The 14,859-nt window shown below is 68.8% G+C and carries 14 protein-coding genes and 3 pseudogenes; 12 read left to right on the plus strand and 5 right to left on the minus strand.

Annotated elements, in window-relative coordinates; all coding sequences use genetic code 11:
- Nucleotides 1–857, minus strand: a pseudogene (locus tag TY51_RS01140) (AAA family ATPase); the annotation flags it as partial.
- Nucleotides 858–1,013: 156 nt separating this feature from the next.
- On the opposite strand from TY51_RS01140, the gene TY51_RS01145 reads away from it, so the two are divergent.
- Together TY51_RS01145 and TY51_RS01150 are read left to right on the plus strand one after the other, a co-directional pair.
- Nucleotides 1,014–1,394 (plus strand): CidA/LrgA family protein, encoded by a 381-nt coding sequence (locus tag TY51_RS01145; protein WP_042244765.1) that lies wholly within the window; start codon nt 1,014–1,016, stop codon nt 1,392–1,394.
- Nucleotides 1,387–2,105 (plus strand): annotated as a pseudogene (locus TY51_RS01150) (LrgB family protein). The gene TY51_RS01145 and the pseudogene TY51_RS01150 overlap by 8 nt, the downstream one beginning before the upstream one ends.
- Before the next feature lie 80 nt (nt 2,106–2,185).
- On the opposite strand, the gene mog reads toward TY51_RS01150, so the two are convergent.
- Together mog and TY51_RS01160 are read right to left on the minus strand one after the other, a co-directional pair.
- A complete protein-coding gene (mog, locus tag TY51_RS01155; protein ID WP_042244767.1) occupies nt 2,186–2,722 on the minus strand; it encodes a molybdopterin adenylyltransferase in 537 nt (178 codons plus the stop codon).
- Entirely contained in the window at nt 2,719–3,948 is a 1,230-nt protein-coding gene (locus TY51_RS01160; protein WP_042244770.1) for an argininosuccinate synthase, read from the minus strand. The genes mog and TY51_RS01160 overlap by 4 nt, the downstream gene beginning before the upstream one ends.
- Nucleotides 3,949–4,071: 123 nt before the next feature.
- Here TY51_RS01160 and TY51_RS01165 point away from each other — a divergent pair, with 123 nt between their 5' ends.
- Together TY51_RS01165 and ilvA are read left to right on the plus strand one after the other, a co-directional pair.
- On the plus strand, nt 4,072–4,800 hold the full coding sequence (locus tag TY51_RS01165; protein WP_156117821.1) for a hypothetical protein: 729 nt from the start codon (nt 4,072–4,074) through the stop codon (nt 4,798–4,800).
- 39 nt (nt 4,801–4,839) lie between these two features.
- Complete coding sequence (gene ilvA / locus TY51_RS01170; protein WP_042244777.1) at nt 4,840–6,081, plus strand: threonine ammonia-lyase IlvA; 1,242 nt, start codon at nt 4,840–4,842, stop codon at nt 6,079–6,081.
- Here the strand turns inward: ilvA and TY51_RS01175 are convergent, their stop codons facing one another.
- A complete protein-coding gene (locus TY51_RS01175; protein WP_042244780.1) occupies nt 6,082–6,441 on the minus strand; it encodes a hypothetical protein in 360 nt (119 codons plus the stop codon). It lies immediately after the preceding gene.
- 122 nt (nt 6,442–6,563) lie between these two features.
- On the opposite strand from TY51_RS01175, the gene TY51_RS22990 reads away from it, so the two are divergent.
- Together TY51_RS22990 and TY51_RS22995 are read left to right on the plus strand one after the other, a co-directional pair.
- Nucleotides 6,564–7,391 (plus strand): response regulator, encoded by an 828-nt coding sequence (locus TY51_RS22990; RefSeq protein ID WP_231558839.1) that lies wholly within the window; start codon nt 6,564–6,566, stop codon nt 7,389–7,391.
- 11 nt (nt 7,392–7,402) lie between these two features.
- Nucleotides 7,403–7,849: a PP2C family protein-serine/threonine phosphatase gene (locus tag TY51_RS22995; protein WP_231558840.1), complete on the plus strand. Its 447-nt coding sequence runs from the start codon at nt 7,403–7,405 to the stop codon at nt 7,847–7,849.
- On the opposite strand, the gene TY51_RS01185 is transcribed toward TY51_RS22995, so the two are convergent.
- Nucleotides 7,846–8,289: an NUDIX domain-containing protein gene (locus tag TY51_RS01185; protein WP_042244785.1), complete on the minus strand. Its 444-nt coding sequence runs from the start codon at nt 8,287–8,289 to the stop codon at nt 7,846–7,848. The two genes, TY51_RS22995 and TY51_RS01185, sit on opposite strands and share 4 nt — an antisense overlap.
- A gap of 153 nt (nt 8,290–8,442) precedes the next feature.
- Between TY51_RS01185 and TY51_RS01190 the strand changes: the two genes are divergently transcribed.
- The 6 genes and pseudogenes from TY51_RS01190 to TY51_RS01220 all read left to right on the plus strand — a co-directional run bounded on the left by TY51_RS01190 (nt 8,443) and on the right by TY51_RS01220 (nt 14,839).
- On the plus strand, nt 8,443–9,471 hold the full coding sequence (locus TY51_RS01190; protein ID WP_042244786.1) for an Hsp33 family molecular chaperone HslO: 1,029 nt from the start codon (nt 8,443–8,445) through the stop codon (nt 9,469–9,471).
- Nucleotides 9,468–10,052: a CoA pyrophosphatase gene (locus tag TY51_RS01195; RefSeq protein WP_231558841.1), complete on the plus strand. Its 585-nt coding sequence runs from the start codon at nt 9,468–9,470 to the stop codon at nt 10,050–10,052. Before TY51_RS01190 ends, TY51_RS01195 begins: the two co-directional genes overlap by 4 nt.
- Nucleotides 10,049–11,192: pseudogene (locus tag TY51_RS01200) on the plus strand (CCA tRNA nucleotidyltransferase). Before TY51_RS01195 ends, TY51_RS01200 begins: the two are co-directional and overlap by 4 nt.
- Complete coding sequence (locus TY51_RS01210) at nt 11,189–13,033, plus strand: ABC transporter ATP-binding protein (RefSeq protein ID WP_042244791.1); 1,845 nt, start codon at nt 11,189–11,191, stop codon at nt 13,031–13,033. The pseudogene TY51_RS01200 and the gene TY51_RS01210 overlap by 4 nt, the downstream one beginning before the upstream one ends.
- A complete protein-coding gene (locus tag TY51_RS01215) occupies nt 13,030–14,253 on the plus strand; it encodes a class I SAM-dependent RNA methyltransferase (RefSeq protein WP_042244793.1) in 1,224 nt (407 codons plus the stop codon). Before TY51_RS01210 ends, TY51_RS01215 begins: the two co-directional genes overlap by 4 nt.
- A 64-nt stretch (nt 14,254–14,317) precedes the next feature.
- Nucleotides 14,318–14,839, plus strand: coding sequence for a murein L,D-transpeptidase family protein (locus tag TY51_RS01220; RefSeq protein ID WP_042244795.1), 522 nt, complete (start codon nt 14,318–14,320; stop codon nt 14,837–14,839).
- The last annotated feature ends 20 nt before the right edge of the window (nt 14,840–14,859 follow it).

Genomic DNA, 14,859 nt, shown 5'->3' on the forward strand with positions numbered 1-14,859 from the left:
CTCCTCGCGCAGCGGCGGCAGGGCCTCCTCCGCAGCGGCTCGGCGCGCCTGCGCGACCCCGGATGCGGCACCGGCGTCGGACGCCGCGCGGATCGCCAGCGCCAGCGCCTGCGCGGCGGCCAGACGCGCGGCCTCGGGCCTCGGCCCACTCGACGGTACAACAGCACGCCTTCGGCCAGGCGCAGGGCGGCGCCGATCTCGCGGTACCTGGCCGCGGCGCGCGCCTGCCGGGACAGCGTCGCGGCCTGGGCGGTCAGCTGGTCCAGCGTATCGTCGACGCGCAGCAGATTGCCCTCGGCCCCATTCAGCTTCAACTCTGCCTCGTGGCGGCGCGCATACAGCCCCGAGATCCCGGCCGCCTCCTCCAGGATGCGGCGGCGCGACTTGGGCTTGGCGCTGATCAGCGCGCTGATCTGACCCTGGCGCACCAGTGCCGGGCTGTGCGCCCCGGTCGAGGCGTCCGCGAACAGCATCTGCACGTCGCGCGCCCGCACGTCCTTGCCGGCGATCTTGTAGGCGCTGCCCGCGTCGCGGGTGATGCGGCGGGTGATGTCGAACTGGTCGTCCTCGTTGAAGCCCGCGGGCGCAAGACGGTCGCGGTTGTCGACGCTCAGCGAAACCTCGGCATGGGCACGGGCATTGCGACGCGTGGTGCCGGCAAAGATCACGTCCTCCATCCCGTCGCCGCGCATGGCGGTCGGGCGGTTCTCGCCCATGACCCAACGCAGCGCCTCCAGCAGGTTGGACTTGCCGCAACCGTTGGGACCGACCACGCCCGTCAGCCCCTCGCGGATGACCAGATCGGTCGGGTCCACGAAGCTCTTGAAGCCGTTCAGTCGCAGGCGGTCAAAGCGCAAGGGGTCGGATCCAGATTCGAAAGGGCTGGCGGATTGTCCATCCGCAGGGGGCACAAGTCAACCGGACCGCAAGATGTCGCCCCGCGCGGATACTTATCCACAAGATGCGCGGCAACGGCACTGGCGCGATGGGGGTCCGCCCGCTAGTCTTGCGGGATGATCCGCAGCCTCGCCATCATCCTGACATTCCAGCTGGTCGGAGAGATCACGTCGCGTGGCCTGGGCCTGCCCCTGCCCGGCCCGGTGGTGGGGCTGATCGCCATGGTCGCGGCCTTCATCCTCCGCCCTGATTTGGCGGAGGCGATCCGCCCGACGGCGACCGGTCTGCTGGCGCATCTGTCACTGTTTTTTGTCCCCGCAGGCGTGGGAATCGTGGCGCATTGGGATCTGCTGCGCGAACAGGGGCTGGGCCTGGCCGCGGCCCTGACCGGTTCGACCCTGCTGGCCATCGCGGCGGGGGCCTGGGCATTCACCGCCGTGGCTCGCCTGACCGGATCGGAAGAACGCGCCGCGCTGAGGGATCAGGGGCGTGAGTGATCCGGTCCTGATCTGGTCCTATCTTGCGCAGGAGCCGCTGCTGTGGCTGACGGCCACGCTGGTCGCGTATCTGGCAGGCGACGCGCTGTCGCGCAGGCTGGGTCGCGCCAGCTGGGCGAACCCCGTGCTGATCGCGGTGATCCTGCTGGCCGTGCTGCTGGGGCTGACAGGCACCGACTACGCCACCTATTTCGACGGCGCGCAGTTCGTGCACTTCATGCTGGGCCCGGCCACCGTGGCGCTGGCGCTGCCGCTTTATGACAACCTGCCGCGCGTGCGGCGCGCGGCCTGGCCGATGCTGGCGGGGCTGCTGGCGGGATCGGGCGTGGCGGTCGTATCAGCGCTGCTGATCGCGCGGGCCTCGGGATCCAGGGGTCGGTGCTGGCGTCGCTGGCACCGAAATCCACGACCGCGCCCGTGGCCATCGGCATCGCCGAACAGCTGGGCGGCCAGCCCACCCTGACCGCAGCACTGGTTCTGCTGACGGGCATCTTCGGCGCGATGGTGGTGACGCCCCTGCTGAACGTGATGAAGATCCGCGACTGGCGCGCGCGCGGGTTCGCGGTGGGCGTCGCGGCGCATGGCATCGGCACCGCGCGGGCGTTTCAGGTGAACGCCACGGCGGGCGCGTTTTCGGGCATCGGCATGGGGCTGAACGCCGTGCTGACGGCGATCATCGCCCCGCTGGCCTTGCGCCTGTTCGGCGGCTGAGCGCTTTCGGGTATTTGGACAACGAAGAAATCCACGTCTCCGTTGTCCAAATACCCATCGCACCGGCCACGGCCCGGCGGTCAGCCTGATTTCGGGCGGAACGCCTGGATCCGTGCAGGGTCAGTCTCGATGCGCGCGGCGCCCATCAGGTCCAGGCAATAGGGCACGGCGGCAAAGATCGCATCCAGACAGGTCGCGATGGCCGACGGTTTGCCGGGAATCGTGATGATCAGGGTCCGCCCGCGGATCGCCGCGGTCTGGCGGGACAGGATCGCGGTGGGCACCTCGCGCAGCGATGCGCGGCGCATCTCTTCTCCGAAACCGGGCAGTTCCTTGTCCATGATGTCAGCCACAGCCTCGGGGGTCAGGTCGCGCGGTGCGGGACCGGTGCCGCCGGTGACCAGGATCAGGTCCGTGCCCCCGTCGGCCAGGTCGCGCAGCGTGGCGGCCACGATCTCGCGCCCGTCCGGGACGATGTGGCGGTCGATTTCCGTCGGCGAGGTAATCACGCCGCGCAGCCAGTCCTCGGCGCCCGGGCCGCCCTTGTCCTCGTACTCGCCCCGCGACGCGCGGTCGCTGACAGTGACGATGGCGATGCGGGCGGCCCCGGCGGTCATTTCGCGACCCGCGCGTTGCGGTTGGCGATCAGCTTCAGGCGCAGCGCGTTCAGGCGGATGAAGCCCGCCGCATCCTTCTGGTCATAGGCGCCGGCGTCGTCCTCGAAGGTCACATGCGCCTCGCTGTAGAGCGAATGCTCCGACCAGCGACCGACGCAGGTCGCCATGCCCTTGTAGAGCTTCAACCGCACGGTGCCGGTCACATGCTCCTGCGACTTGTCGATCAAGGCCTGCAGCATTTCGCGCTCGGGGCTGAACCAGAAGCCGTTATAGATCAGCTCGGCGTAACGCGGCATGATCGAATCCTTCAGGTGGCCCGCGCCGCTGTCCAGCGTGATCTGCTCGATGCCGCGATGGGCCTCCAGCAGCACCGTGCCGCCCGGCGTCTCGTAGATGCCGCGCGATTTCATGCCGACAAAACGGTTCTCGACGAAATCCAGGCGCCCGATGCCGTGCGCGCCGCCCAGCTCGTTCAGCTTGGTCAGGATCGTGGCGGGCGACATGGCCTCGCCGTTGATCGCGACCGCGTCACCCTTCTCGAAGGTCACCTCGATGAATTCGGGCGTGTCGGGCGCATCCTCGGGGTTCACGGTGCGCTGATAGACATAGTCGGGCGCGGCCACGGCCGGATCTTCCAGTGCCTTGCCCTCGGACGACGTGTGCAGCAGGTTCGCGTCCACGCTGAACGGCGCCTCGCCGCGCTTGTCCTTGGCGATCGGGATCTGGTTCTTTTCCGCGAACTCGATCAGCTTGGTGCGGCTGGTCAGGTCCCATTCGCGCCACGGCGCGATCACCTTGATCGACGGGTCCAGCGCATAGGCCGACAGCTCGAACCGGACCTGGTCGTTGCCCTTGCCGGTCGCGCCATGCGCCACCGCATCGGCACCGTTCTCCTGCGCGATCCGCACCAGATGCTGGGAGATCAGCGGCCGCGCGATGGACGTGCCCAGCAGGTACAGCCCTTCGTACAGCGCATTGGCCCGGAACATCGGGAAGACGAAATCACGCACGAATTCCTCTCGCACGTCGATGATGTGGATGTTCTCGGCCGCGATCCCCAGCATCAGCGCCTTTTCGCGCGCGGGCTCCAGCTCCTCGCCCTGGCCCAGATCGGCGGTGAAGGTGATCACCTCGCAGCCGTATTCGGTCTGCAGCCATTTCAGGATGATCGAGGTATCAAGCCCCCCGGAATAGGCGAGGACGACTTTTTTCGGCGCGTCGGACATGCGGTTAACCCTTCGTCGAAGTTTCAGCGGGAATACGGCGATTTCCGCGTTGTCACAAGGGTTCGGGGGCGAATACCGTCTGCGCGATTTCAAACGGGTGATTTGATGCTGGCATTTCGTCTTTTGCGCCACGCGCTGTGGCAATTATGGGGCAATCGCGTCGCGACGCTGAGGTTGTCGCTGGTACCCGGATTGGTCTGGTTGGCCTTCGGTGCGGGCCCGATGCTTGTGTTTGGCGAACCCCAATTGCGCGTCGCCGGCGACGATGCTGCCGTTCTTGTGGCAGTTGGGCTGCTGGCGATGGTGCTGTATGTCGTGATGGCCGTTGCGTGGCACCGGCACGTCCTGCTGGACGAACCCGCGCGCCTGCGTGCCGCCGGGCGCGGGCGGCAGGTGCTGGGCTATCTTGGCCGCGTCCTGCTGATCATGCTTGCACTGGTGCCGGCGCTGATCGGCGCGATCCTGTTGATGCATCTGCTGGTGACCATCGCCATCCAGTCAGGGGGGCTGCCGATCTGGCTGCAGGCCATCGCATCTGTCGTCGGCGTGGTGCTGACGGCGCTGATGCTGCGTCTTCTGACGGCCCTGCCCGGCGCTTCGGTTCGACATCCCCGACCCTTTGGCGCGGCATGGGCCGCGACAAAGGGGCGGGTGCCGACGTTTCTGCTGCTCGCCGTGGTGGTGGTCGTGGGACAGACATTGCTTCCGCATGCGATCAGCATTGTCGCGACGATGTCGATCACGTTGGCGGTCCTTCTTCAGGTCCTGCTCTCCTGGCTTGGTGCGCTGATCATGCTCTCGCTGATCACCACCCTCTGGGGTCACTTCGTCGAGGGGCGTGCGCTGCGCTGACCGCTTGCCAACAGGCGCGTTTCGCGGCATGGGCGGGGCATGGAAAACTTTGTCGCCTCCGTCCGTCTGGCCGAGGCCGCGCTTCGCGACCTGTTCGAGCCCACGCCCCTGCAACGCAACGACCACCTGTCGGCGAAATACGGCGCCGACATCTGGCTCAAGCGCGAGGATCTGACCCCCGTGCGCAGCTACAAGCTGCGCGGGGCATTCAATGCGATGCGCAAGCTGGTGCAACCCGGCGCGCCCGGCCATTTCGTCTGCGCCAGTGCCGGCAACCATGCGCAGGGCGTGGCCTATGCCTGCCGCCATTTCGGCGCGCGCGGCACGATCTTCATGCCGATCACCACGCCGGGGCAAAAGATCGACAAGACCCGCATGTTCGGCGGCGACGCGATCGAGATCGTGCTGAAGGGCGACTATTTCGACCAGACCCTGGCCGCGGCCCAGGCGTTCTGCACCGAACAGGGCGCGCAGTTCCTGTCGCCCTTTGATGCGCCCGACGTGATCGAGGGGCAGGCCACCGTCGGTCTGGAAATGCTGGCCCAGTTGGGCCGCGCACCTGATCTGGTCGTGCTGCCGGTGGGCGGGGGCGGCCTGTCCGCCGGCGTCACCAAGCTGCTTGCGACCGAGGCACCGGGCACCCGCTTTGCCTTTGCCGAACCCTTGGGCGGCGCCAGCCTCAAGGCCGCGCTGCAGGCGGGCGCCCCCGTGGCGCTGCCGGCGGTGGACAGCTTTGTCGACGGCGCGGCGGTCGCGCGCATCGGCGCCCTGCCCTTCGAGGCGTTGCAGCGGTTCACCCCCGCCGACGTCTATCTGGCCCCCGAAGACCGCATCTGCCGCACCATGCTGGAGATGCTGAACACCGAGGGCGTGGTGCTGGAACCCGCGGGCGCGCTGGCGCTGGATGTACTGGGCGATCTGGGCGATCTGACCGGCAAGACCGTCGTCGCGGTCTGTTCGGGCGGCAATTTCGATTTCGAACGCCTGCCCGAGGTCAAGGAGCGCGCCCAGCGGTTCCAGGGCGTGAAGAAGTATTTCGTCCTGCGCATGCCGCAGCGCCCCGGCGCGCTGCGCGATTTCCTGGACCTGCTGGGTCCGAACGACGACATCGCGCGGTTCGAATACCTCAAGAAATCGGCCCGGAACTTCGGTTCGGTGCTGATCGGGATCGAGACGTCGGACCCGGCCAACCTGATCACGCTGATGGCGCGTCTGGACAAGTCCGGGTTTGCCTATCGCGACATCACCAATGACGGGATCCTGTCCGAACTGCTGGTCTGATCAGGACGCCTGCGCGGTCGCATGGCCGCCGTGGTCACTGTCCATGACATGCGGCAGATCGCGCAGGAACAGCTGCTTGGTATGCCCGAAACTGGCGCGCAGCGCCGCCGGCCCCAGGGCGGTCTGATCGCCGCGCGCCAACTGCTGTTCGGCGCGCAGGCAGTGGGCGCAGAATTCGGTGAAACCGATGTTCAGGGCCAGCCCGCGCAGCAGGTGCAGATCCTCGGCCAGGTGCAGGGTACGACTGTCCAGCGCGAACAGATGCGCCTCGATCTCGACCAGGATCATGTCGATGATGGGGGACAATTCGTCAGGGCCCAGCTCGTCGCGCAGTTCGATCACGCGGTTCCAATCGATCATTTCCCAAACCCTTCGAATCGCTGACATGCCCTTGTCTAGCGCGGCCCGGTTGCGAAAAGTTTAACCGCGGAGAACGGGGCGGTTTACCCGAAATTTACGACCGGGGCCGTAAGCATGGTCCCATGACAGCCGCGAATCGCCCCTCCTCCATGTCCGACACGGCCCCGCCCAAGCAAAAGCGGCTGGTGCTGCTGGTCGATGACAGTGCCGCACAGCGCAGCCTTCTGGCCCGGCTGCTGAAACGCGGCGGCTATGACGTGATCGAGGCCGCCAACGGGGTCGAGGCGCTGCAGCTGTGCGAACGGCTGGTGCCGGACCTGGTCCTGTCGGACTGGGTGATGCCGGAGATGACCGGGCTGCAGTTCTGCGCGGCCTTCCGCCAGCTGTCACGCCCGAACTATGGCTATTTCGTGCTGCTGACGTCGAATGCCGACGCCCATGCCATCACCGAGGGGTTGCAGGCCGGGGCCGACGACTTCCTGACCAAGCCTGTCGCGCCCCAGGAACTGCTGGCGCGCCTGGCCGCCGGCGAACGCATCCTGCGCATCGAGGAGGAGCTGCGCGCCAGCAACACCCAGCTGCGGCTGGCCCTGTCGCAGCTGTCGGAAACCCAGGCCGCGATGGAACGCGACCTGCGCGAGGCGCGCAAGCTGCAGCAGGGGCTGGTGCGCGAACGCTCCGGGCGGTTCGGCCAGATCGAGATCAGCCTGCTGCTGCGCCCGGCGGGCCATATCGGCGGCGACCTTGTGGGGTTCTTTCCCATCGGCGACGACCGGCTTGGCCTCTATGCGCTGGACGTGTCGGGCCATGGGGTGACGGCGGCGCTGCTGACGGCGCAGTTGTCGGTGCACCTGTCGGGATCGTCCGACCAGAACATCGCGCTGCGCGGCGCGCTTGGCGGGGCGGCGCGGGGGGTCCGGCGGCGCTGGCGCATTTCTTCAACACCATGATGCTGGAGGAGATGAACACCGACACCTACTTTACCATGATCTATGCCGAACTGAACCATATGACCGGGCACCTGCGCATGGTTCAGGCGGGCCACCCCCACCCCGCGCTGCAGCGGGCCGACGGCACGGTCACGCATCTGGGCGCGGGCGGCATGCCGATCGGCGTCTTTGAAAGCCCGCTGTTCGACGAGATCGACGTCACCCTGGGCCCCGGCGACCGCCTGCTGATCGCGTCGGACGGCATCACCGAGGCCACGACCCCGAACGGACGCCAGCTGGGCAATGACGGGCTGGAGGCGGTGATGCGCACCAACGCCTTCCTGAACGGGCATTCCTTCCTAGAATCGATGGCCTGGTCGGTGTCGGAATACTGCCGCGGCGAACGCCAGGACGACATGTCCGCGGTGCTGGTCGAATTCCGCGGGACCGGCAAGGTCATCCACCTGGACGACGGCTAGTGTCCCGCCAGCCACCCCGACAGCGCCGCCCGCGACCCCGGATCGGCCAGCGCGTCCAGCGCCTGCGCGGGCGTGATCCAATGCGCGCTGTGCCCCGGTTCGGTCGGCGGCGACAGGCGGCTGATCGGGCGGGCGACCCAGATCTGACAGCGCTTTTCGGCATGCATGTCGTAATCGGGCATGAAGCAGAACCGCCGATAGCTGCCCAGATAGCGCGCCGCGCCGATGGTCCAGCCGGTCTCCTCGGCCACCTCGCGGTGCAGGGCGGCCAAGGCATGCTCTCCGGGGTCGATGCCGCCGCCGGGCAGCTGGAATTCGGGTTCGGGCGCCTGCTGATGCGTCAGCAGGATGCGCCCGTCGCGCCACAGGATCGCATAGGCGCCGGGCCTGCGGCGATAGCGGGGTCCGGTCAGCGGCGGTTGTCCGAAACGCGGGATCATGGGGCACCTGTGTGATTGCCCGCCCCTGATAGCCCGGCCCGCGCGCGGCGGAAAGCGGCGTGCCCCTGCCCCCTTGGGATCGGCGGAAAATGCCTTATATTGGGCGCAACCGGGCGCGCAATGTCGGCGCCGACACCACCTCAAGGATCAATCATGAGCAAGATCAACCAGATAGCCTGGGACGACACCGTACTGCCCTTTCAGCTGGACCGCAGCTCCATCCGCGGCCGCGTGGTGCGCCTTGACGGCGTTCTGGACCATATCCTGTCGCGCCACGACTATCCGCCCGCCGTCAGCGCCATGGTCGCGGAAATCGCACTGCTGACCGCGCTGATCGGCCCGACCGTCAAGCTGCGCTGGAAGCTGAGCCTGCAGGTCCGTGGCAACGGCGCGATCCGCACGCTGGCCGCCGACTATTTCGCCCCCGAGGGCGAGGACAAGCCCGCCCGCATCCGGGCCTGGGCAAGCTTCGACGCCGACCGCCTGGACGCCCGCACCCCGTTCGAGCAGATCGGAGAGGGGTATTTCGCCATCCTGATCGACCAGGGACCGGGCAGCACCCCCTATCAGGGCATCACGCCGCTGACGGGTGGATCGCTGTCGGCCTGCGCGCAGACCTATTTCGCCCAGTCCGAACAGCTGCCGACGCGGTTCCAGCTGGCGTCGGGCAATTCGCGCCTGTCGGGACAGGACGCGCAATGGCGGGCCGGCGGCATGATGCTGCAGACCCTGCCAGGCGATCCGGCGCAACCGACCGACGGCGGCAGCGGCGAAGGCGGTCTGATCGAGGCGGCGGACATCCTGCAGGGTGCGGAATCCGAGAACTGGAACCGCGCCAACATCCTGCTGGACACGGTCGAGACGCTGGAGCTGATCGGCCCCACCGTCGGCCCGACCGACCTGCTGCTGCGCCTGTTCCACGAGGAAACCCCGCGAGTCTTTGACGCGCACCGGGTCGAATTCGGCTGTTCGTGCAATGCCGACCGGGTGCGGGGCACGCTGTCGATCTATTCGGCCAAGGACATCGCGCACATGACCACCCCGGAAGGGATCGTGACCGCCGATTGCCAGTTCTGCGGCGCGCATTACACCTTTGACCCGCAAAGCCTGGGGTTCGAGGCGACGGTGGATGCCGACGGCAACCCCCTGCCCCAGAGCGACAGCGACAAGGCGGCCGAGTGACGGACTGGTCCGAATCCCGCCTGCGCGACGCCCTGCGCCGCGCGGCGGACCCCAGTTCCGACTATGACCTGAACCCTGATGCCGCGCCGCCGGACACGCCCCTGCGCCCGGCGGGCGTGCTGGCGGCGTTTCGCGCCGATGACGGACGGCTGGTCCTGACCAAGCGCGCGTCGGGGCTGCGCCACCATCCCGGCCAGATCGCCCTGCCCGGCGGCAAGGTCGATCCGGGCGACACCGACGCCACCGCCGCCGCCCTGCGCGAGGCGCGCGAGGAGATCGGCCTGGACCCGGCCCAGGTGCGCGTGCTGGGCTGCCTGCCGCCGCACCGCACCGTCACCGGCTTTTCCGTGACCCCGGTCCTGGCCGTGATCGACGGCCCCTTTTCCCCGGTCCCCGAGGCCGGAGAGGTGCAGGAGGCGTTCGACCTGCCCTTTGCCCATATCGCCGACCCCGCCCGCTATCGGGTCGAACGGCGGCGTTGGCGCGGCGGCTGGCGCAGCTATCACGCGGCGCCGTTCGGGCCCTATTACCTGTGGGGCGCTACCGCGCGCATCCTGCTGGGTCTGGCACGGCGCCTATGACCCGGCTGCCCGCGCATGTGCTGGACGATGCGGCCCTGATCCGCGTGCTGGACGCGCTGCAGGCGCAGGGCGACCATGCCTATCTGGTGGGCGGTGCGGTGCGTAACGCGCTGCTGGGCCAGCCCATCGACGACATCGACATCGCCACCGACGCCCAGCCCGACCGCGTGATCCTGCTGGCGCAGGCCGCCGGTCTGCGCGCGGTGCCCACGGGCATCGACCACGGCACCGTGACGCTGATCGCCGACGGGCGCGGGTTCGAGGTGACGACCTTTCGCCGCGACGTCGACACCGACGGGCGCCACGCGGTGGTCGCGTTTTCCACCGACCTGGCGCAGGACGCGGCGCGGCGCGATTTCACCATGAACGCACTGTACGCGGGCTGCGACGGGGTGGTGATCGACCCGATGGGCGGGCTGCCCGATCTGACCGCCCGCCGCCTGCGTTTTGTCGGCGACCCCGATGCGCGGATCACCGAGGATTACCTGCGCATCCTGCGCTTCTTCCGGTTATGGCCCGCTATGGGCAACATGCCGACCCGGCCGCCGTGGCCGCCTGCGGCGCGCATCGCGACGGCCTGTCGCGCATCGCCCGCGAACGCATCGGGGCAGAGCTGAAAAAGCTGCTGGATGCGCCCGATCCCAGCCCGGCGGTCGCGTTGATGGACCGGACTGGCGTGCTGCAACAGCTGCTGCCCGGCGCCATCCCGCGCGCCTGCAGGCGCTGCTGGACGCAGAACCCGCGCCCGGCGGATGGTTGCGCCGGCTGGCGGCGCTTGGGCCCGCCCAGCCTGACCTACGCCTGTCGCGCGCCGATCAGCGCGCGCTGGCGGCCCTGCACCCGGCGCGCGGCTGGTCGCTGGACCGCGCGGCATGGCACCTGGGCGCGGATGCCGCGACCGACCACGCCGCCCTGATGGCCGCCGACGGCCACCCCCTGCCTCCCGACTGGCAGGCCCGCATCACGCGCGCGACCGCAGCCCCGCTGCCGGTCGGCGCCACCGATCTGGCCCCGCTGCAGGGTCCGGCCCTGGGCCGGGCGCTGAAGGCCGCCGAGGAGGCGTGGATCGCGTCGGCCTTTACCCTGCCCGCCCCTGCCCTGATCGACGCGGCCCGTTTGGCCGGGAAGGACGACGAATGAGCCTGCACACCCGCTTCGGCCGCATGGTCGACGCCTTTCGCCCGGCCGAAGGCGCGCCGCCTGCCACGCTGATGGCCTTTTTCCGCTGGTGCCTGTCGGGCGCCTGGCCGGGACTGGGCTTTGCGGCCGTCACCTCGGCCCTGGGCGGGGTGGCGGATGTCGTCTCGGCGCTGCTGCTGGGCATGGTCGTCGATGCCGTCACCACCAGCACGCCCGGCCTGTTCTGGGAGCAGAACTGGGGGCTGGTGGCGCTGTTCGCCGGGTTCTTCCTGGTGATCCGCCCGGCGATCTATGGCCTGTCCACGGCCAGTTCCAACGTGATCATCGGGCCGAACATCCTGCCCCTGGTGCTGTCGCGCCTGCATCGCTGGACGATGGGGCATGCGGTCACCTTCTTCGACAACGACTTTGCCGGGCGGCTGGCGCAGAAACAGATGCAGACCGCCCGCGCGGTGACCGATGTCGCGTCCGAAATGGTGAACGTCGTCGCATTCGCGCTGGCATCCGTGCTGGGGTCGGCGGTCTTCCTGCTGGCGGTCGATGGCTGGGGCGCGGTGGCGCTGCTGGTCTGGCTGGCGGCCTATTTCGCGCTCATCCGGTTCTTTCTGCCGCGCATCCGCGCGAAATCGGGGGCGCGCGCCTCGGCCCGCGCCAATGTCACGGGCCAGGTCGTCGACACCATCACTAACATCAAGACGGTCAAGCTGTTTGCCCATGCCGACCACGAGGATCAGGCAGCCCTGGGCGCGATGGCGGGGTTTCGCGAACGCGCGCTGGATTTCGGCGTTGTGTCCACCTGGTTCCGCCTGTCACTGATGATCGTCGCGGGCATCCTGCCGGTGATCCTGGTGGGCGGCGCGATCCTGTTGTGGCGCGACGGGACCGCGACCGTGGGCGACGTCGCCGCCAGCGGCGCGATCGCTATGCGGCTGTCGCAGATGACCGGATGGGTCAGCATGGCCCTGATGGGCATGTGGGGCAGCATCGGAGAGGTCGAGGACGGAATGAAGACCCTGTCCCCGCCCCATGCCCTGACCGACCGCCCCGGCGCCCGCACCCTGTCCCGCGTGCAGGGCCGGATCGAGTTCGACCATGTCGAGTTCGCCTATGGCCGCGACGCGGGCGGCATCCGCGACCTGACGCTGACCATCCCGGCGGGGGAAAAGATCGGCATCGTCGGCGCGTCGGGGGCGGGCAAGACGACGCTGGTGGGGCTGCTGCTGCGGCTTTACGACGTCGAACAGGGCACCATCCGCATCGATGGCCACGACCTGCGCGACGTGACCCAGGAAAGCCTGCGCCGCCAGGTGGCGATGGTCACCCAGGACACCGCGATGTTCAACCGATCCGCCCGCGACAACATCCTGTACGGCCGCCCCGATGCCACCCAGGACGAGATCGTCGCCGCCGCCAAGGCGGCCGAGGCGCATGACTTCATCCTGACGCTGGAGGATTACGCGGGCCGGACCGGGTACGACGCCTATCTGGGCGAACGCGGCGTCAAGCTGTCGGGCGGCCAGCGCCAGCGCATCGCCCTGGCCCGCGCCTTCCTCAAGGACGCGCCGATCCTGGTCCTGGACGAGGCCACCAGCGCGCTGGACAGCGAGGTCGAGGCCCAGGTTCAGGACGCGCTGACCCGCGCCATGCGCGGCAAGACCGTGCTGGCCATCGCCCACCGCCTGTCCACCATCGCCGAACTGGACCGCATCCTGGTGATCGAGGACGGGCGCATCGTCGAACAGGGCGGCCATGACGACCTGCTGGCCCGCGACGGTCGCTATGCCCGCTACTGGAACCGCCAGTCGGGCGGGTTCCTGGGCACCGAAGAGGCCGCCGAATGACGCAGTGGACGATCGAGCGGCTTGGCCGCAAGGGCGACGGCGTGGCGCTGTCCGGGGACGCCCGCGCGCTGGCGCCCCTGGTCCTGCCCGGAGAGGTGATCGAGGGCGAGGCCGATGCTGGCCGCATCATTGCCCCCCGCATCGTCACCCCGTCCCCGGACCGCATCCGCCCCATCTGCGGCCATTACCGCGCCTGCGGCGGCTGTTCGCTGATGCACGCGACCGAGGCCTTCACCACCGCCTGGAAGACCCAGGTGGTGCTGACCGCGCTGGCCGCCCAGGGGATCGCGGCCCCCGAACCGCAGGTCCATGTCTCTGCGCCCTACAGCCGCCGACGGGCCGTGCTGTCGGGGCGGCGCACGAAAAAGGGCGCCACGGTCGGCTTTCACGCCCGCGCATCCGACGTGATCGTCGATCTGACCGAATGCCATGTGCTGCGCCCGCAGATCCTGGCCGCGCTGCCGCTGCTGCGGCGCATCGTGGTCGCGGGCGCATCCCGCGCGGCGGAACTGTCGCTGGTGGTGATCCACGGGCCCGCCGGGCTGGACGTCGCCGTGCGCGGCGGCAAGCCGATGGACCCCGCGCTGTTCCAGGCCCTGGCCGCCCTGGCAGAGGAGGGCGACCTGGCGCGGCTGGACTGGGACGGCCAGTCCATCACCCGCCGCGCCCCCGCCCTGCCGATGGGTCGCGCGCATGTCGTCCCCCCGCCCGGCGCCTTCCTGCAGGCCACCGAACAGGGAGAGGCCGCGCTGCTGGACGCGGTGCGCAGCACCCTGGACGGCGCATCGCGGGTGGCCGACCTGTTCGCAGGCTGCGGCACCTTCACGCTGCCGCTGGCCGAACGCGCCGCCGTCCACGCGGTCGAGGGGCTGGCCGCGCCATTGTCTGCACTTGATTCGGCCTGGCGGGCCGCGCCGGGCCTGAACCGCGTCACGACCGAGGTCCGCGACCTTGCCCGACGCCCCCTGATGCCCGATGAACTGGCCCGATTTGACGCGATCGTGATCGATCCGCCCCGCGCCGGGGCCGAGGCGCAGATGCGTCAGATTGCCGCGGCGCGCGTGCCCCTGCTGGCCGCCGTGTCCTGCGACCCGGTCAGTTTTGCCAAGGATGCGCGGATTTTGGCCGATGCCGGCTATGTCGTCGACCGGCTGTGGATCGTCGACCAGTTCCGCTTTTCGCCGCATGTCGAACTGGTGGCGGCGTTAACGCGCCGCTAGGCAGGGATGGTGTATCCATGATATTCCGGGGACACAAAAAATCAAAAACGCTTCAGAGGCAGTGATGAGCAGAACCACCCGTCGGACGTTCACGATTTCGATGCTGGCGTTGCTGGCTGCCTGCGGCAAGCAGCAGCAGCCTACCAAGTTCCAGCGCTATGCAGGCCCCCCCATCACCCAGATCCAAGTGAACAAGGGCCAGCGCCGCATGCACCTGTTCAGCGGCAGCACCCCGGTGCGGTCCTATGACATCAGCCTGGGCAACCAGCCGCAGGGGCACAAGCAGTTCTCGGGCGACGGCAAGACCCCCGAGGGCGTGTACTACATCGACCGCTTCAACCCGCGCAGCGCGTTCCATCTGTCCGTGGGCATCTCGTACCCGAACCCCAACGACCGCGCGTTCGCCGAGCAGTACGGGATGGATCCGGGCGGCGACATCTTCATCCACGGCCGCGGTCCGCAGGGCAACAACCTGTTCCCCCAGCAGCGCGACTGGACGGCCGGCTGCATCGCCGTCACCGACGAGGAAATCCAGGAAATCTATGCGATGCTGATGCCCGGCACGCCGGTCGTCATCTATCCCTGACCCCTGCGACCGGCGCGGCC

This window comes from Paracoccus sp. PAMC 22219, assembly GCF_000787695.1.
GTDB lineage: Bacteria > Pseudomonadota > Alphaproteobacteria > Rhodobacterales > Rhodobacteraceae > Paracoccus.